We start from the raw sequence: 17,795 nt of genomic DNA, 5'->3' as shown, positions 1-17,795 counted from the left end.
TAGGGCGTTGACCGGAATCCAGCGGGCCACCGAGAAGAACCTGATGATCTTCAGCGGCCGGGCCCACCCGGCGCTGGCCCAGGAGGTCTCCGACCTCGTCGGCACCCCGCTGGTGCCCACGACGGCCTACGAGTTCGCGAACTCCGAGATCTACGTGCGCTACGAGGAGTCGGTGCGCGGGTGCGACGCGTTCGTGCTGCAGAGCCACACCGCGCCCATCAACGAGTGGCTGATGGAGCACCTGATCATGGTCGACGCCCTCAAGCGGGCCTCGGCCAAGCGGATCACCGTCGTGATGCCGTTCTACGGCTACAGCCGCCAGGACAAGAAGCACCGCGGCCGTGAGCCGATCTCGGCGCGCCTGGTGGCCGACCTGTTCAAGACCGCGGGCGCGGACCGGCTGATCACCGTCGACCTCCACGCCGACCAGATCCAGGGCTACTTCGACGGCCCCGTCGACCACCTGATGGCGCTGCCGACCCTCACCGACTACGTGATGCGCAAGTACGGCCACCAGGACCTCGCGATCGTCTCGCCCGACGCCGGCCGCATCAAGGTCGCCGAGCGGATGTCGGCCCGGATGGGCGGCGCGCCGCTGGCCTTCATCCACAAGACCCGTCGCACCGACGTCGCCAACGAGGTCGTCGCCAACCGCGTGGTCGGCGACGTCAAGGGCCGGGTGTGCATCCTCAGCGACGACATGATCGACACCGGCGGCACGATCGTGAAGGCCGCCGAGGCCCTGATGAACGACGGCGCGGCCGGGGTGATCATCGCCGCGACCCACGCGATCCTCTCCGACCCCGCCGCCCAGCGGCTCAAGGACTCCCCGGCCGTGGAGGTGATCGTCACCAACACCCTGCCGATCCCGGAGGAGCGGATGTTCGACAAGCTCACCGTGCTCTCCATCGCCCCGCTGCTGGCCCGGGCGATCCGCGAGGTGTTCGAGGACGGCTCGGTCACCTCGATGTTCGACGGCCACGCGTGACAGCCCGGTGAGGGCCCGGTGAGGGCCCCGGTGACGGGCCCGTGAAGGCCTGGCAGCGCGTCGCCCTGGCCATGTTCGCGGTGGGCTGGGGCGCCAACCAGTTCACCCCGATGCTGCTGGCCTACGGCGCCGAGCTCGGGATGGGGGTGCAGACCCGGGCCTTCCTGTTCGGGGTCTACGCCGCCGGCCTGGTGCCGGCGCTGCTGGTCGGGGGCGCCGCCTCGGACCGGTGGGGACGCCGTGCCGTCGTGCTGCCCGCGGTCGTACTGAGCCCCCTCGCGACGCTGCTGCTGGTCCTCGAGCGCGAGTCCACCGCCGGCCTCGCGGCGGGGCGGCTGCTCGCCGGGGTGTGCTCGGGGGTCGTGTTCAGCGCGGCCAGCGCCTGGGTGTCCGACCTCGCGGTCGACGAGGCGCCCGGCACGGCCGCGCGGCGCGCGGCGATCGCGCTCTCCGCCGGGTTCGGCGTCGGGCCCCTGGTCACCGGCCTCGTGGCGCAGTGGTCGCCGGCGATCCTGATCACCCCCTACCTCCCGCACCTGGTGATGGGCGCGGTGGCGGTGCTCCTGCTGCTCCCCGCGCCCGGACCCGCACCGCGCGACCCGGTGCGGCGCGCGCTGGTGCGACTGCCGGCGGTCACGCGCGGACGCCGGTTCCTGCTCGTGGTGGCCCCGGCCGCCCCCTGGGTGTTCGGCTGTGCGGCCCTCTCGATCGTCTTCCTGCCCGCCGAGCTGCCGCAGGCGGGCGAGGGGGCGCTCGCCCTCACGGGCCTGCTCGCCGGACTCACCCTCGGCACCGGGGTGCTGGTGCAGCCCTGGGCCCGACGGCTGGAGGAGCGCCGCCCCCTGCTGGCCGGCGAGGTCGGCCTGGCCGCCGGTCTGCTGGCGTGCCTGCTCGGGCTCGGCGTGCTGGCGCTGGGGAGCCGGCTGCTCCTGCTGCCGCTCGGACCGATCTTCGGCGTCGGGTACGGCTGCGTGCTGGTGTCGGGACTGCGGGAGACCGAGCGGCTGGCCGACCCGGAGGAGCGCGGCGCCACCGTGGCGGTCTTCTACGCCCTGACCTATCTCGGCTTCGCCGTGCCGTACGTGCTCGGGGCGCTGGGCGGCGGGGCCACCGCGCTCGGCGTCGCCCTGGCCGCGATGGCGGTGAGCCTGCTCGTGGTCACGCTCGGTCGTCGAGGTGGTCCTCCCACGCCCGCCGCAGCAGCGGCGGCACCGCAGGGTCGCTGACCGCGGCCCGCACGGCCTCCAGCTGGGCGGGGGTGAGCGCGATCGCCGGGAACGCGTGGCCGGCGGCCTGGGCCGCCGCGGTGCCGCGGGCCGCCCACGTCGGGGCGCAGGCGAGGTAGCGCTCCACGTAGGGCGCCAGCAGGTCGGCCTGCTCCACCTGCCAGAACCCGGTCACCAGGGCTTCGAACAGGCGGTTCGAGGTGGCCGGGTCGTCGATCCGCTCCCACGCCGCCGCCTGTGCCGCCGCCTCCGGGCGCGCCGCCCGGGCCCGCGCCGCGCCGAGCTCGGCGTCCACCCCGGGATCGGCCGCCACCGCGGCCGCGATCCGCTCCTCGGTGCCGGGGGCGTCCAGCGCCGCGAGCCGCGTGAGCAGCCGCCAGCGCAGGCCGGGGTAGAGCGCGATGCCGGCCGCGTCGCCGGCGTCGAGCCATCCCTGCAGGAGGGCGGCGTCGTCGGTGCCGGCCACGACGCCGTCGAGGAACACCAGCCGGTGCTCCTCCGACGCGGCCCCGGGCAGGGCCGCGGCGCACAGGGCGGCCAGGCGGCGCAGGACCCCCGCGGCCCCGGCGCCGGGCACCCGCAGCGGGATCACCCGGCCCAGCACCCGGGCCAGCACGGCCCCGACGGTGTCGGGCGTCTCGGCCGGCAGCAGTCGCGCGAGGGCGTCGAGCAGGTCCTCGACCGGCAGCGCGGCCCGGTCGGGTCGGTCGTCGGCGTCGGCCAGCAGCCCGCCCCACACGACGGCGCGGGCGAGCGGGTCGGGCAGCGCGGCGAGATCCTGCAGCACCGCCGCCCGGGAGGCGGGGTCGAGCACCACGCGGGCGTAGGTGCCGCTGTCGGCGTTGGGCAGCACCACCAGCCCCCGCAGGTCGGGCAGCGGCACCGGTACGCCGTCGCCCGGGAGGTCGACCAGGACGCGGGCGGCCTCGCGCAGCCCCGGGCCCGCGTAGCCGACGACCAGGACCCGGTGCGGACGCCGGACCGGCGCCCCGTCGGCTCCGGCGGACCCCTCGTGGTGCAGCACCGGCACGCCGTCGGCGTCGAGCTCGATCCGCAGGGTGTCGAAGCCCGTGGTGCGCAGCCAGCGCTCGGCCCACTCCGCCACCGGCCGCGGCGAGGCGGCGTCGAGGGCCGCCACGAAGTCGGCGAGCGTGGCGTTGCCGAAGGCGTGCGCGGCCAGGTAGGCGTCGACGCCGGCGAGGAAGATGTCGTCGCCGAGCCACACCACCAGCTGGCGCAGCGCCGCGTGGCCCTTGGCGTAGCTGATCATGTCGAAGTTGCCCGAGGCGCTGTCGACGTCGGGCACGTCCTCCGGCACCGGCGCCACCGGGTGCGTGGAGCGGCGGGCGTCGGCGAGGTAGGCGCGCGCCTTGCGGGTGGTCTCGAAGCCGACCCGCAGGTCGGGGTAGCCCGCGCCGTCCTCGGCCACCCGGTAGCCCATGTAGTCGGCGAACGACTCCTGGAGCCAGGTGTCCTCCCACCACGTCATGGTCACGAGGTCGCCGAACCACAGGTGCGCCGTCTCGTGGGCGATGGTGGTGGCGCGCGAAGCGCGCAGCCGGTCGGTGAGCAGCCCGCGGGGCAGGTACTCGTCGCGGTAGGTGATGCAGCCCGGGGTCTCCAGCGCCCCCCAGTTCTGGCCCGGGGCGAAGACCTGGTGGTGGGAGGGGAAGGGCATCGGCACCGAGAACAGCGTGGCGTAGTGGTCCAGGCAGGCCTCGGTGGTGCGGGCGAGCTCCTCGAAGTCGCGGTCCAGCTCGGCGGCCAGCGAGACGCGGGCGTGCCAGCCGCAGGGCAGCGGCGCGCGGCCGGGCCGTTCGTAGATCCAGGTGCGCGAGTGCCAGGGGCCCGCGCACACCACGAGCATCGCGGTGGGCAGCGGGGGCGTGGTGGCGAACGCCCAGCGACCGGTGGCGGCGTCGTGGGACTCCAGCGGGCCGTTGGCCAGCACCGTCCACTCCGGGTCGGCCCGCACCCGCAGCGTCAGCGGCGCCTTGAGGTCGTTCTGGTCGAAGCACGGGATCACCCGCTGCGCCACGTCCATGCCGAGGTAGGCGCTGGCGTAGGTGCGCCCGTCGGCGGGGTCGGTGACGACGTGCAGCCCGTCGCCGTCAGTCACGTAGGGCACCTGCGCCACGACCTCCACCTCGTGGCGTCCGGGCGCGAGGCCGGGCAGCGGCAGGCGCCGGCCGTCGTAGCGCGACGTCGGCACCGCCACGCCGTCGATCGCGAGCCGCTCCAGCACGGCGCCGGTGAGCTCGAGGAACGTCTCGCCACCGGTGGTCGCCAGGGCGGTGAACCCGATGCGGGCGCACACCCCGAACCGGGCGCCGGGGGCGGCGTCGCGCAGGTCGAGGTCGACGTCGTAGGACACCTGCGCGACGGCGGCGGCGCGGGCACGGGCTTCACTCAGGCTCAGGCTCACCCCTCCACCCCATCACACGCACCGCCCGCTCGGACGCAGCGCCGCGGCCCTCGGCGACGGGGCACCGGCGATGGGGCACCGGCGATTGGGCACCGGGGGCGGCGGTGCGTAAGGTAGGGGAGTTGCCTCGGCGAGGGAGCCACGCTCCGTGATCGACAGGGCCGTACGGGAGACCGTGCTGCGCCGTCGTGCGCGCTGCTCCCGCCCCTCGTCGGCACCCGATCCCGATCGTGCCCCGTCCCGAGTCTGCACCGCGTCAGCGCCGCCCCGCCCGAGGAGTACCCCGCATGTCCACCGAGAAGATCGTCGCCGAGCCCCGCACCGAGTTCGGCAAGGGTGCGGCCCGCCGCCTGCGCCGCGAGAAGAAGATCCCGGCCGTCATCTACGGCCACGGCCAGGAGCCCCAGCACCTCGCGCTGCCCGAGCACGCCACCAAGATGGCGCTGCGCCACGGCGGCCCCAACGCCGTGCTCGAGCTCGTCATCGACGGCACCCCGCAGCTCGCGCTGACCAAGCAGATCCAGGTCGAGCCCATCCGTCGCGTGCTCGAGCACGTCGACTTCGTGGCCGTCAAGCGCGGCGAGAAGGTCACCGTCGACGTCCCCGTGGTCGTCGTCGGCGAGGCCGGCCCGGAGACCCTGGTCGTGACCGACAGCGCGACCCTGCAGGTCGAGGCCGAGGCCACCCACATCCCCGAGCAGATCGAGGTCTCGGTCGAGGGCCTGGAGGCCGGCACCCAGGTGCTCGCCTCGCAGGTGTCCCTGCCCAGCGGCGTCGAGCTGCTCACCGACGGCGAGACCCTGGTCGTCAACGTCACCCAGCAGATCTCCGCCGAGGCCCTCGAGGCCGAGCTGGAGGAGGCCGAGGCCGAGGCCGGCATCGAGCGCGACCCGTCCGACGACGAGGTCGCCGAGGCCGAGGCCGCCGCCGAGACCGAGGAGTCCGGCGACTCCGAGTGAGCGCCCGGCGAGGTGACTCGCCCCTGACGCGTGCGCGGGGGATCAGCCGGCTCCGGTGGTACCTGGGCCGGTTGATCGCCCCCGCCGCGCGCGGACCCGTCGTCGACCCCCCTGCCACCGAGGAGCACGCCATGGACGCCGAGGTCTGGCTCGTCGTCGGCCTGGGCAACCCGGGTCCCTCCTACGCCGGGCACCGGCACAACATCGGCTACCTCGTCGTCGACGAGCTGGCCAGTCGCATGGGCTCGCCGTTCCGAGCCCACAAGACCGGCCGCGCCGACGTCGTCGAGGGCCGGCTCGCGCCGCCCGGCGGCACCGCTCCGCGCGTGGTGCTGGCCAAGGCGCGCAGCTACATGAACGAGATCGGCGGCCCCACCAAGGCGCTCGCCACCTTCTACAAGGTGCCGCCCGCGCGCGTCGTCGCGATCCACGACGAGCTCGACATCGCCTTCGGCACGCTGCGCATCAAGCTCGGGGGCGGCGACAACGGCCACAACGGGCTGAAGTCGATCCGCTCCTCCCTGGGCACCGGCGACTTCCACCGCGTGCGCGCCGGCATCGGGCGCCCGCCGGGACGCCAGGACCCGGCCGACTTCGTGCTGTCGAACTACTCCAGCACCGAGCGCAAGGAGCTGCCGCTCCAGATCGTCGAGGCCGCCGACGCGGTGGAGACGCTCATCACCCACGGTCTCGAACGCACCCAGCAGCAGTTCAACCGCTGACCCAGGCCGTAGGCTGCGCGGCGTGACCGACACTTCCACGCCCCCGCCCGCCGCCGCCACCGACGACCACGTGCTCGCCGCCTGGCTGGCCGAGGAGGCCGGCCGCCGGCTGCTCGAGGTCCGCGGCGAGGGCCTGGAGGGCCGGGCCCTCAAGGACGCCGGCGACCGGGCCGCGCACGAGCTGCTCATGCAGTTGGTGGCCGAGCACCGCCCCGACGACGCCGTGCTGTCGGAGGAGGGCAAGGACGACAAGGTGCGCCTGGTCGCCGACCGCGTGTGGATCATCGACCCCCTCGACGGTACCCGCGAGTTCTCCGAGCCGCCGCGCGACGACTGGGCCGTGCACGTGGCGCTGTGGGAGCGCAGCGCCGACGACCTCACCGCCGGTGCGGTCGCCCAGCCCGCGCTGGGGGAGACCTTCACGACCGGCCGCCCCGCCGTCGTCCCGCCCCGCACCAGCGCCCGGCCCCGCATCGCGGTGAGCCGCACCCGTCCGCCGGCCGTGGTCGACGCCCTCGCGGCCGAGATCGACGCCGAGCTCGTGCCGATGGGCAGCGCCGGGGTGAAGGTGATGTCGGTCGTGCGCGACCTCGCCGACGCCTACGTCCACGCCGGTGGCCAGTACGAGTGGGACTCCGCCGCGCCCGTCGCCGTCGCGCGCGCCGCCGGTCTCTTCACCAGCCGCATCGACGGTTCCCCGCTGCGCTACAACCAGGACGACGTCTACCTGCCCGACCTCATCGTGTGCCGCCCCGAGCTGGCCGAGGAGATCGTCGCGTTCGTCGCGGCCCACGGCTGAGCACTCCCAGCACCACGGCGACGGCCGCCCGGATCCGACGATCCGGGCGGCCGTCGGCGTTCGGAGGGCGGCTCACGGTGTTCCTGGCCCGGTCGGGCCAGCCCTCCTGGCCCGTTGTGACTAGGTCGGAACGGGTGCGTGGTCCAGGTCACGTTCGCGTTCCCTGAAGTCACCCGTCGCGTTCGGTCCCCGTTCACCCAACGCGACGCCTCCGTTCTCGCGCGCTCCTGACACTCGGCGAGGCCGTCCACCCGGACGGCGCTCCCCGACAGGCAGGACCCCGCCCCACCGTGAGCACCACGCTCCCCGAACGCGAGCGCGTCGACGACAAGCCGACGCCGACGCCGCGGCCGATCAACAAGACCTTCACGGGGGTCGATGCGATCTTCGCGCAGGGCGCACGCGCCGTGGGCGCCACCGTCCTGATCATCACCGGCGGCGTCGGCCTGTTCCTCGGCTACCAGGGCTACCCCACCCTGCAGCGCTACGGCTGGAGCTTCTTCACCGAGCGGGAGTGGAACCCCGAGGCCGACGTCATCGGCATCGCGGCGGTCCTGCTCGGCACCATCGTGATCGCGACCGTAGCCATGACGATGGCCTTCCCGCTCGCCCTGCTCACCGCGCTCTACATCAGCGAGTACGCCCCGCCGCGCCTGAAGCCGACCCTGGTCTCGATCGTCGACCTGATGGCGGCCGTGCCCTCGGTGGTCTACGGGCTCTGGGGCGCGCTGCTGATCATGGAGTACGCCTCGCAGTTCGCGCTGTTCGTGGACCGCACGCTCGGCTGGATCCCGATCTTCGACGTCGTGGGCGGCAACCCCGATGCGCCGGCGCCGACGATCTCCCGCTACAGCTTCAGCGCCTTCTGTGCCGCGATCGCGGTGGCGATGATGGTGACCCCGATGGCCTGCGCCGTGATGCGCCAGGTGTTCTCCCAGACGCCGCCGGGGGAGAAGGAGGCCGCGCTCGCGCTCGGCGCCACCCGCTGGGGCATGATCCGCTCGGTCGTGCTGCCCTTCGGTCGCGGCGGCATCATCGGCGGCTCGATGCTCGGGCTCGGCCGCGCGCTCGGGGAGACCATCGCGGTGGTCCTGATCCTCTCGACGACCTTCGAGTTCAAGGTCCGGCCCTTCGAGCTGGGGGGCAACAGCGTCAGCGCGCTGATCGCCAACCGCTTCGCCGAGGCCGACGGCAACCAGCTCTCCGCGCTCCTCGCGGCCGGCTTCGTGCTCTTCCTCATCACCCTGGTGATCAACACCCTGGCCGCGATGGTGGTCAACCGCTCGCGATCGGGAGCGGGGACCGACGCATGACGACCGTGCACCCCGACTCCGGTGCTCCCGAGGTGACCCTCGGCAAGCACGTCGCCGCCCCGACCGGGCCCACCGTCCCCGGAGGTCTCGAGGCGGCGAAGCCTGCGACGGCCGCGGCCCCCGGTGACGCCAAGGCGCTCTACCTCGACGAGGCGCCGACGACCATCACCACCCCCAAGCTCACCCACCGGCCCGTCCTCGACCCCGACGCCGCCCCGGCGGTGCGTCGCGCCAGCCTCGGCAAGCCGACGCCGGAGGAGCGGCTGCTCGCGGCCGGCACCTGGGTCGCCTCGGTGGCGACGGCCTGGCTGCTCACCCAGCGGCTGCTGCCGCTGCCCGGTGTCGCGTGGTTCGTCATCGTCACCTTCCTGTGCGGGCTGTCCTTCACCGTCGTCATCACCCTGCTCACCGGCACCCGGGTGGAGGTGGTCGACCGGCTCGCCCAGGTCGTCGTCACCGGCGGAGCACTGACCCTCGGGGTCGCGCTCTTCAGCACCGTGGCCTTCGTCGCGGTCAAGGGCTACGAACCGGTGCTGAACCTGAACTTCCTCGGCTCCGACATGGGCGGGGTCGGTCCGCAGGACCCCTTCGACCGTGGCGGCATCCGCCACGCGATCCTGGGCTCGCTCATCCAGGTCGGCATCGCCATCGTGATCACCCTGCCGCTGGGCATCGGGACCGCGGTCTTCATGACCGAGGTCGGCGGCCGGTTCGCCCGGATCGTGCGCACCGTCGTCGAGGCCATGACCGCGCTGCCCTCGGTGGTGGCCGGCCTGTTCATCTACACCGTCTGGATCGTCACCCTCGGTCAGCCCCGCTCGGGCTTCGCCGCCAGCCTCGCGATCTCGGTGATGATGCTCCCGATCATCGCCCGCGCCGCCGACGTCGTGCTCCGGGTGGTGCCCGGCGGCCTGCGTGAGGCCAGCCTGGCCCTGGGCGCCAGCCGGTGGCGCACCGTGTGGCACGTCGTCCTGCCGACGGCCCGGCCCGGCCTGGCCACCGCGCTGATCCTCGGGGTGGCCCGCGGGATCGGCGAGACCAGCCCGGTGCTGCTCACCAGCGGCGCGGCCCAGTTCACCGTGCTCAACCCGTTCGGCACCTCGATGAACTCCCTCCCGCTCTTCGTCTACTCCAACGTGCGGTCCGGAGACCCGACCGCCATCCAGCGGGCCTACGGCGCGGCCTTCGTGCTGCTCGTGATCGTGCTCGTGTTCTTCGTCATCGCCCGTCTGCTGGCACGCCCGCCCGGCAGCTCGACCCGGAAGCGGAAGTCCCGATGAGCCTCACCCCGTTCCTGCCGTCCCTGCGCTCCCGGCTGCGGCTGCGCCCGCAGGCGCGACGCCTGCTGCTGGGGGCCACCGTGCTCGGCGTGGTGGCACTCCCGGCGGCCGCCGGCACCGCCCTGGCCGCCGAGGGTGGCCAGGCGCCGGCGAGCGCCGCGCGTGCCGCCTACACGACCATCGAGGGCACCGGCTCCACGTGGTCGGAGCTGATCGTCCAGCAGTGGATCGCCGACGTCGACGCCAACGGTCTCAAGGTCGTCTACACCGGCGGTGGCTCCACCAAGGGTCGCAAGGACTTCTCCCAGAACAGCGTCGACTTCGCGATCTCCGAGATCCCCTACCAGGGCGAGGACGAGAACGGGCAGTCCGACACCAGCAACGGCCGCGACTTCGCCTACCTCCCGATCGTGGCCGGCGGCACGGCGTTCACCTACCACCTGGAGGTCGGCGGCGAGCTCGTGCGCAACCTGCGGCTCTCGGGCGAGACGATCGCCAAGATCTTCACCCAGGAGATCACCAACTGGAACGACCCGCAGATCACCGCCGACAACAACGGCCGCAGCTTCCCCGACAAGGCGATCATCCCCGTGGTCCGCTCCGACGGCTCGGGCACGACCGCGCAGTTCACCGCGTGGCTGGACAAGCAGTACCCCTCGCTGTGGCGGCCCTTCGCGGGCCGGTCGGGCCTGACGTCGTTCTACCCGCGCGAGGGCCGCACCGGGATCGTCGGTCAGTCCGGCTCCGACCAGGTCATGAACACCGTGGCCGGGTTCGCCGGCGACGGGATGATCGGCTACGTCGAGTACGCCTACCCGGTCAACAAGGACTACCCGGTCGTCAAGGTGCTCAACAAGGCCGGGTACTACGTCGAGCCGACGCAGTACAACGTCGCCGTCGCGCTCACCAAGGCCAAGATCGACAAGTCCGACCCGAGCAACCCCTCGACCTACCTCACCCAGATCCTCGACGGCGTCTACAACAACGCCGATCCCCGCGCCTACCCGGTGAGCTCCTACAGCTACATGATCATCCCGACCGGCGCCGACGACCAGCGGATGACGACGTCGAAGCGGCAGACCCTGGCCGACTTCCTCTTCTACTCCCTGTGCTCCGGCCAGACCAAGGCCGGGCCCTACGGGTACTCCCCGCTCCCGGTGAACCTGGTCAAGGCCGGGTTCGAGCAGATCGGCCGGCTGGCCGCGGCCGATCCGGACGTGGACATCAAGAACCGCGACATCGCCTCGTGCAACAACCCGACCTTCGACGGCAAGAACCCGAACCGGAACCTGCTCGCCGAGATCGCCGAGCAGCCGCCGGCCTGCGACAAGCAGGGCGAGGGGCCGTGTGGCACCTCGACGGGTCAGAACACCAACAACGGCGGTGGCGACGGCAGTGGTGAGACCGGCACCGACGGCGGTGACGACACGACCAGCGGTGACGGCACCACCAGCGGTGACGGCACCACGACGGGCACCGACACCGGGGGCGGACCGAGTGCCCCCGGCAACGCCCCCGGCGACGGGGGAGCCCCGGTCGTCGACCCCGAGACCGGTGCGGTCGTCACCACCGACGGCTCGGTCGTCTCGGGCGACACCGCGGTGTTCGCCAGCTCGACCACGCTGGACCGCGACCCGCCCGACTCGGGCGCGTTCGGCCTGGTCGCGGCCGTCGAGCTGCTGGCGCTGGTGCTGCTGCCCGGGCTGCTCGTCGCCTACTACCGACGTCGCGCGGCAGGTGCCTGATGCGTCGCCTCCTCGGAGCCCTCGCCCTCGCCGTGACCGTCCTCGCGGCCGTCCCGGCAGTACTGCCCGCGCCCACCAGCGCGGCGGCACCGACCGCGGTCGGGACCCCGCCCGAGCGGGCCGCCGCCGACGGCTACCGCGAGACCCGGACCCTGACCCGCACCTTCACCGACGCCTCGGGTGAGCAGCGCACGGTGGCCTCCTACGACGTCACCGTCTCCGCCGACACCACCCGCGACCTGCGAGGCCGGCAGCGGGTGCGCATCTCCTGGTCGGGCGCCCAGCCCAGCGGCGGTCGCGCGGCCAACCCCTACGGCGAGAACGGGCTGAACCAGGAGTATCCCGTCGTCATCATGCAGTGCCGGGGGCAGGGCGAGGACGTGCGGCCGGAGACGTGCTGGACCAGCTCGTTCTCCCAGCGCTCCCAGCTGCTGCGCTCGGACCTGGAGTCGGTGTGGCGCGAGGACGCGGCCGCCGACGAGGCCGACAAGGCCCGCGTCTCGGGGCTGGACCCGATCCCCACCGAGCAGTGCCCGACCGCCGACACCAACGGCTTCTCCTCCCGGCTCACCGAGTTCGTGGCCGCCAACGGCACGGTCTACCCCGCCTGCAACGCCGACACGATGCCGCCCGAGGCCGCGGTCGGCGCCGCCTTCCCGCCTGCCGAGGTCGCCGCGTTCACCGACGAGGACGGCGCCGGGTCGGTGCAGTTCGAGGTGCGCTCGGACGTGGAGAACGAGTCCCTGGGCTGCAACAACACGGTGGACTGCTCCATCGTCGTCATCCCGATCGTCGGCATCAGCTGCGACCGCCAGGAGGGCGACACCGCCTCGCTCAGCGAGCGCGCCTGCCGGCGCCGGGGCCAGTTCGCGCCCGGGTCGAGCAACTTCGCCAACGACGGCATCGACACCGCCGTCGGACCGGCGCTGTGGTGGTCGGAGTCGAACTGGCGCCACCGCTTCGAGATCCCGATCAGCTTCGGCCTCCCGCCCGACACCTGCGACGTGCTGGACCCGCGCCCTCCCACGGGCTTCTTCGGCTCCGAGCTCCTGGCCCAGGCCGGCCTGCAGTGGGCGCCGGCCTACTGCCTGAACAAGAAGCGCTTCAAGTTCCAGCTCAACATCACCTCCGACGCCGCCGGCTTCAACCTCATGGAGTCCGACCAGGCGGCCGCGGCCGTCGTCTCCTCCGAGCAGGAGCAGCGCGGTGAGATCCCGGTCGGCTACGCCCCGACCGCGGTCACCGGGTTCGCGATCGGCTACATCATCGACCGGCCCGACAACGCCGGGGAGTACGACTCCCTGAAGCTCAACGCCCGGTTGATCGCCAAGCTGCTCACCCAGTCCTACCCCGCCTCCGACCTCGGTCGCGGTCATCCGGGGATGGCCGACAACCCGATCTCGATCGTGAACGACCCCGAGTTCATCAGGCTCAACCCGGGGCTGTCGCGGATCGATCAGGAGGCGGCCGCCACCGTGCTCTCGCTCTCGGTGTCCTCCGACGTCATCGAGCAGCTCACCGCCTACCTCGCTGCGGACCCCGAGGCACGTGCGTTCATCGCCGGGCAGAAGGACCCGTGGGGGATGCGGGTGAACCCCGCCTACCGCGATCTCGCCGTGCCGCTGGACGAGTTCCCGCTGCTCGACACCTACGTCCCCGAGACCCAGGACAGCTGCCGCCAGGCCAACCCGGTGGTCTACCTCAGCGCCGTGGCGGCCCCGGTGACGAGCCTGCGCAAGATCTCCGACGCCTTGCTCGACGGCCAGCCCAACGTGCAGACCCGCTGCGAGTTCGACCCGCCGACCGGCACGTTCAAGATCGGCAAGATCGCCCGGCAGTCCTACGGCGCACGCTTCATGCTCGGGCTCGTGAGCCTGGGCGACGCCGCCCGCTTCGGCCTGCGCACCGCGGCGCTGGAGACCCGGCCCAACCGGTTCGTCGCCCCGACCCCCCAGACGATGGCCAACGCCGTGGGTCTGATGACCAGGTCGACGCCGCGCGGTCCGTTCGAGCTCGACCAGGCCGATCTGCGCCGCTCCTCCAACGCCTATCCCGGCACGATGGTCGTCTACACCGCCTCCAAGCTGTTCGGCGTCGACCCCGACACCGCACGTTCGGTGTCCCAGTTCATCCGGGTCTCCACCACCGAGGGTCAGCGCCCCGGCAGCGGCAACGGTCGGCTGCCTGGCGGGTTCGTGCCGATCCGCAACGGCGGACCCACCGCGAAGCTGAAGAAGGCCGCCACCGAGGTCGCCGCCCTGGTCAGCGCCCAGGACACCCGCCCGCCCCGGCAGGGCGGAGGCGACGACGACGGCACGGATGACGGCACGGACGGGACCGGTGACTCCGACACCGACACCGGGACCACCGACTCGGGCGGCACCGACGTCCCGGGCGACACCGATCTCCCCGCGGTCGACGCCCCGACCGACGGTGCGGTGCCGACCGAGACGCCGGCCCCCACCACCGACGCCCCGGCCGAGATCGACGTCGTCTCGACCGCCTCCACGCGCGGCGCGGAGGCGGGGATCGCGGGCTGGCTGCTGCCGGCGCTGCTGCTGCTCGGCCTGGTCGCCGGCGGTGCCGTCGTGCTCGTCCGGTTCCTCGTCGCGCCGCTGCGCGCCGCCCGCACCCCCGGGAGCGGCTCATGACGCTGCTCGCGCCCCGTCCGGCCGGCGCACGCCCGACGTCGCCCGCCGCGGCACCGCCGACCGTCCAGGTCATCAACACCGGCCTCACCATGGCGGCGCTCATCGCGCTCTGGCTGGTCGTCCAGCTCACCGTGCTCGGCTCGATCTCCCACGACCGCGCGCAGACCCTGCTCTACCGCGACCTGCGCGTCGACCTCTCCCAGCAGACCGCACCGCTGGGCGGGCCGATCGAGCCCGGCACGCCGGTGGCGCTGCTGACCCTGCCCACCATCGGGGTCGAGGAGGTGGTCGTCGAGGGCACGAACTCCGGCGACCTCCGCGCCGGTCCCGGCCACCGCCGCGGCACCCCGTTGCCCGGTCAGGTGGGCACCTCGGTGGTCTACGGCCGCGCCGCCACCTACGGCGGGCCGTTCCGCGAACTGCCCCGTCTGGCGGTGGGCGACCCGATCGTCGCCGTCTCCGCCCAGGGCACGCAGACGTTCTCGGTCATCGGGCTGCGGCGCGAGGGCGACCCCCTCCCGCAGCCCGCGGCCGCAGGCGTCGCCCGGCTCACCCTCGTGACCGCGGAGGGCTCGGGCCCCTTCGCCCGGTTCACCCCCACCGAGACCGTCTTCGTCGACGCCGAGGCCGCCGAGGGCTTCGGCACCCCGAGCGCACCGACGGCGGCGCTGCCGCCCGAGGCCGAGCAGGCCATGGGCACCGATCCCGAGGCCCTGCCCGCCCTGGCGCTGTGCCTCGCCCTGCTGCTGGCGCTCACGCTCGGCGTGGTCGCCGTCCGCCAACGGCTCTCCGCCGTCCTGACCTGGGTGATCGCGAGCCCGCTCGTGATCGCCCTGGCCTGGATCACCACCGACACCGCGGCCCGGCTGCTGCCGAACCTCGTGTGATCGGGGCCCGGGCCCCGCACCACCACACCGCGACACCACTGCACCACCGCACCACCGCACCACCGCAGCACCGCACCACCACTCATCCCGAAGCAGAACCCTCACGAGGAGCGAACATGCTCGTACGCAAGGCCTTCGCCGGCGCTCTGACCGTCGCCCTGACCGGCGCCGCGCTGGCCGGTGCGACCGGCACCGCCCACGCCGTCTACACCGCCGACCCCGACGACACCACCTTCACCCCGGTGAGCTCCGACCTCATCGGCGTCGGCTCCGACACCAGCCAGAACGCGCTGTTCCGGCTCGCCAACGCCTACAACGGCACCAACCCCGCGCCGGCGGTCAAGATCGCCACGTACGCCGCCACCGGCGGTGGCACGCTGACGCTGCCGGGCGGCACCGAGATCACCCGACCCAACGGGTCCGGTTCGGGCAAGAACCAGCTGTACAACCCCAGCGTCCCCGAGATCGACTTCGCCCGGTCCTCCTCCTCGCTGAACACCGCCGAGACCAACGCGGGCCTCCAGCAGATCCCGTTCGCCCTCGACCGCCTCAAGCTCGCCGTCTCCAACGACGTCGCGTCGAACGCGCCGGCCACGATCACCCCGGCCCAGATGGTGCAGATCTACAGCGGCCAGGTGACGAACTGGAACCAGATCGGCGGCCAGAACGGCACCATCGAGCCCAAGATCCCCCAGAACGGTTCGGGCACCCGCTCGTTCTTCATCGCCCAGCTGACCGCCGCCAACGGCGGTACCCCGGTGACCCTGGCCGCCTCGGTCCAGGAGGTGCAGGAGCACGACCCGGCCCCGATCCGCAACAACGCCAACGCGGTCGCGCCGTTCTCGGTCGGTCGGGCCAGCCTCGCGGGCACCGCGCTGGCCCTGCGTGACGGCTTCACGGCCAACCGCGCGCTCTACAACGTGGTGCGCGGCACGGTCGTCGGCAACTCCGACATCCAGGCCGTCTTCGGCTCCGCCGGCTTCGTCTGCTCCGACGCGGCGTTCCCGCTGATCGCCGCGGCCGGCTTCGAGCAGCTCGCCCGCCCCGAGGACGGCGGTGTGTGCGGTGTGGCGACCCAGACCGCCACCTCGGACTTCGACCTCAACGTGCCGGTCGAGCCGATCGAGACCACCACCACGGTGACCGGTGCCAGCACCGCCCGGGGCCAGGTGCGCCTGAGCGCCGCCGTCGCCCGCACGGGCGCCGGCACCGCGCCCCAGGGTTCGGTCACGTTCGTCGACACCGCCACCGAGACCGAGCTGGGCGAGGCCGCGCTCATCGGCGGCACCGCACAGATCACGCTGACCGGCCGCACGCCGGGCGCGCTGGGCGTCACCGCCACCTACACCCCCGAGGCCGACACCGCCTTCGTCGCCTCCAGCGACGACGCCACCGTGGTGGTCAAGGACGGGTCGCGCCTGGCCGAGACGTTCCCGGCCGCCAGCAAGAAGGGCGCGGCCAACGTCAAGGGCGCCATCGTGGCCAAGTACCTCGCGCTCGCCGGTGCTCCCACCGGTCGGATCACCCTCACCGAGGGCAGCAAGGTCGTCGGCTCCGGCACCCTGTCCGGCGGCAAGCTGACCGTGACCCTGACCAAGGCCAAGCTCGGCAAGGGCAAGAGCACGGTCAAGGCCACCTACGCCGGCGACGCCAAGGCCGTCGGCTCCACCCTCACCTTCACCGTCACCTTCAAGTGACCTCCGGGCGATCTGCGGGAGGGCCGCGCTTCACGTGATGTTCACCCGACCCTGATTGCCTGATCCGGTTCCGCCCGGGCCCGTGCACCACGGGCCCGGGCGGCCCTCTCTCCTCGAGTCCCGCCCTCCCCGCCGCCACCGCCTCCGCACAGGAAGACCGCCGTCATGGCCCACACCACCCAGCTCCCCGCCGTCACCGACCCCGCCCCGACCGACGGGCTCGCGGGGGCCAAGGCGCCCCTGGCCCAGCTCGAGGGCCGTGAGATCACCGCCTGGTTCGGCGACCGCATGGTGCTCGACCGGGTCTCGCTGGTCATGCCGGCCGGTTCGATCACCGCCCTCATCGGTCCCTCGGGCTGCGGCAAGTCGACCTTCCTGCGCATCCTGAACCGCATGCACGAGCTGGTGCCCTCGGCGGCGTTGGCGGGGGAGGTCCTGCTCGACGGCGAGGACATCTACGACCCCTCCAAGCGCCTCATCGACGCCCGCCGCGCGATCGGCATGGTGTTCCAGAAGCCCAACCCGTTCCCGGCGATGTCGATCCGCGAGAACGTGCTCGCCGGCCTCAAGCTCACCGGCGCCAAGGCCAGCAAGGACGAGAAGGACGCCCTCGTCGAGTCCTGCCTGGTCAAGGGCGGGCTGTGGAACGAGGTCAAGGACCGCCTCGACGCCCCCGGCGGCGGCCTGTCCGGCGGTCAGCAGCAGCGGCTGTGCATCGCCCGGTCGCTGGCGATCAAGCCCCGCGTGCTGCTGATGGACGAGCCCTGCTCGGCCCTGGACCCGACCTCGACCCGCGTCATCGAGGAGACGATGGTCGAGCTCGCCCGCGAGGTCACGATCGTCATCGTCACCCACAACATGCAGCAGGCCGCCCGCGTCTCCGACCAGTGCGCCTTCTTCCTCGCCAGCCAGGGCACCCCCGGCGTCATCGTCGAGCACGGCGACACCCAGGCGATGTTCGGCAACCCCCAGGACTCCCGCACCGCCGACTACGTCAACGGCCGCTTCGGCTGAACCCGCGGGCCCCCGGTGCCCGGACGGGTGGGGCGGAGCCCCGCCTAGACTGCGGGGGAGCCCCCGGTGCGCTGCGCCCGGGGCCGTTC

13 protein-coding genes are annotated in these 17,795 nt (G+C 73.1%); 12 read left to right on the top strand and 1 reads right to left on the bottom strand.

Going from position 1 to position 17,795, the window contains the following annotated elements; genetic code table 11:
* Nucleotides 1–7 precede the first annotated feature (7 nt).
* Both ACERUJ_RS04840 and ACERUJ_RS04835 read left to right on the top strand, forming a co-directional pair.
* A complete protein-coding gene (locus ACERUJ_RS04840) occupies nucleotides 8–988 on the top strand; it encodes a ribose-phosphate diphosphokinase (protein ID WP_370247321.1) in 981 nt (326 codons plus the stop codon).
* Nucleotides 989–1,029: 41 nt separating this feature from the next.
* Entirely contained in the window at nucleotides 1,030–2,214 is a 1,185-nt protein-coding gene (locus ACERUJ_RS04835; protein ID WP_370247320.1) for an MFS transporter, read from the top strand.
* Here ACERUJ_RS04835 and pepN read toward each other — a convergent pair.
* A complete protein-coding gene (gene pepN / locus ACERUJ_RS04830; RefSeq protein WP_370247319.1) occupies nucleotides 2,147–4,639 on the bottom strand; it encodes an aminopeptidase N in 2,493 nt (830 codons plus the stop codon). The two genes, ACERUJ_RS04835 and pepN, sit on opposite strands and share 68 nt — an antisense overlap.
* A gap of 287 nt (nucleotides 4,640–4,926) precedes the next feature.
* On the opposite strand from pepN, the gene ACERUJ_RS04825 reads away from it, so the two are divergent.
* From ACERUJ_RS04825 to ACERUJ_RS04780, 10 genes are all read left to right on the top strand, one after another.
* Nucleotides 4,927–5,598, top strand: coding sequence for a 50S ribosomal protein L25/general stress protein Ctc (locus ACERUJ_RS04825; RefSeq protein ID WP_370247318.1), 672 nt, complete (start codon nucleotides 4,927–4,929; stop codon nucleotides 5,596–5,598).
* A 131-nt stretch (nucleotides 5,599–5,729) separates the two neighbouring features.
* A complete protein-coding gene (gene pth / locus ACERUJ_RS04820) occupies nucleotides 5,730–6,320 on the top strand; it encodes an aminoacyl-tRNA hydrolase (protein ID WP_370247317.1) in 591 nt (196 codons plus the stop codon).
* 22 nt (nucleotides 6,321–6,342) lie between these two features.
* Nucleotides 6,343–7,119: a 3'(2'),5'-bisphosphate nucleotidase CysQ gene (locus tag ACERUJ_RS04815; RefSeq protein ID WP_370247316.1), complete on the top strand. Its 777-nt coding sequence runs from the start codon at nucleotides 6,343–6,345 to the stop codon at nucleotides 7,117–7,119.
* Nucleotides 7,120–7,409: 290 nt separating this feature from the next.
* On the top strand, nucleotides 7,410–8,432 hold the full coding sequence (gene pstC / locus ACERUJ_RS04810) for a phosphate ABC transporter permease subunit PstC (RefSeq protein ID WP_370247315.1): 1,023 nt from the start codon (nucleotides 7,410–7,412) through the stop codon (nucleotides 8,430–8,432).
* Nucleotides 8,429–9,712, top strand: a complete 1,284-nt coding sequence (pstA, locus tag ACERUJ_RS04805; RefSeq protein WP_370247313.1) for a phosphate ABC transporter permease PstA — start codon at nucleotides 8,429–8,431, stop codon at nucleotides 9,710–9,712. Before pstC ends, pstA begins: the two co-directional genes overlap by 4 nt.
* Nucleotides 9,709–11,457 carry a substrate-binding domain-containing protein gene (locus ACERUJ_RS04800; RefSeq protein ID WP_370247312.1) on the top strand — a complete coding sequence of 583 codons (1,749 nt, stop codon included), beginning with the start codon at nucleotides 9,709–9,711 and terminating at the stop codon, nucleotides 11,455–11,457. Before pstA ends, ACERUJ_RS04800 begins: the two co-directional genes overlap by 4 nt.
* On the top strand, nucleotides 11,457–14,108 hold the full coding sequence (locus ACERUJ_RS04795; protein ID WP_370247311.1) for a hypothetical protein: 2,652 nt from the start codon (nucleotides 11,457–11,459) through the stop codon (nucleotides 14,106–14,108). The genes ACERUJ_RS04800 and ACERUJ_RS04795 overlap by 1 nt, the downstream gene beginning before the upstream one ends.
* Nucleotides 14,105–14,995 (top strand): class E sortase, encoded by an 891-nt coding sequence (locus ACERUJ_RS04790; RefSeq protein WP_370247310.1) that lies wholly within the window; start codon nucleotides 14,105–14,107, stop codon nucleotides 14,993–14,995. The genes ACERUJ_RS04795 and ACERUJ_RS04790 overlap by 4 nt, the downstream gene beginning before the upstream one ends.
* Before the next feature lie 116 nt (nucleotides 14,996–15,111).
* Entirely contained in the window at nucleotides 15,112–16,692 is a 1,581-nt protein-coding gene (locus ACERUJ_RS04785) for a substrate-binding domain-containing protein (protein WP_370247309.1), read from the top strand.
* A gap of 288 nt (nucleotides 16,693–16,980) precedes the next feature.
* Nucleotides 16,981–17,706 carry a phosphate ABC transporter ATP-binding protein gene (locus tag ACERUJ_RS04780; RefSeq protein WP_370247340.1) on the top strand — a complete coding sequence of 242 codons (726 nt, stop codon included), beginning with the start codon at nucleotides 16,981–16,983 and terminating at the stop codon, nucleotides 17,704–17,706.
* Nucleotides 17,707–17,795: the final 89 nt, after the last annotated feature.

Origin of the sequence: Nocardioides sp. (assembly GCF_964228225.1) — a bacterium.
GTDB lineage: Bacteria > Actinomycetota > Actinomycetes > Propionibacteriales > Nocardioidaceae > Nocardioides.
This window is presented reverse-complemented; position numbering and strand designations above follow the sequence as displayed.

Excerpts from the sequence above, each read along its gene's own strand:
- ACERUJ_RS04800 (WP_370247312.1), top strand. The coding sequence starts at position 9,709 with ATGAGCCTCACCCCGTTCCTGCCGTCCCTGCGCTCCCGGCTGCGGCTG.
- ACERUJ_RS04825 (WP_370247318.1), top strand. The coding sequence starts at position 4,927 with ATGTCCACCGAGAAGATCGTCGCCGAGCCCCGCACCGAGTTCGGCAAG.
- pth (WP_370247317.1), top strand. The coding sequence starts at position 5,730 with ATGGACGCCGAGGTCTGGCTCGTCGTCGGCCTGGGCAACCCGGGTCCC.
- ACERUJ_RS04785 (WP_370247309.1), top strand. The coding sequence starts at position 15,112 with ATGCTCGTACGCAAGGCCTTCGCCGGCGCTCTGACCGTCGCCCTGACC.
- ACERUJ_RS04790 (WP_370247310.1), top strand. The coding sequence starts at position 14,105 with ATGACGCTGCTCGCGCCCCGTCCGGCCGGCGCACGCCCGACGTCGCCC.
- ACERUJ_RS04795 (WP_370247311.1), top strand. The coding sequence starts at position 11,457 with ATGCGTCGCCTCCTCGGAGCCCTCGCCCTCGCCGTGACCGTCCTCGCG.
- pstA (WP_370247313.1), top strand. The coding sequence starts at position 8,429 with ATGACGACCGTGCACCCCGACTCCGGTGCTCCCGAGGTGACCCTCGGC.
- ACERUJ_RS04780 (WP_370247340.1), top strand. The coding sequence starts at position 16,981 with ATGGTGCTCGACCGGGTCTCGCTGGTCATGCCGGCCGGTTCGATCACC.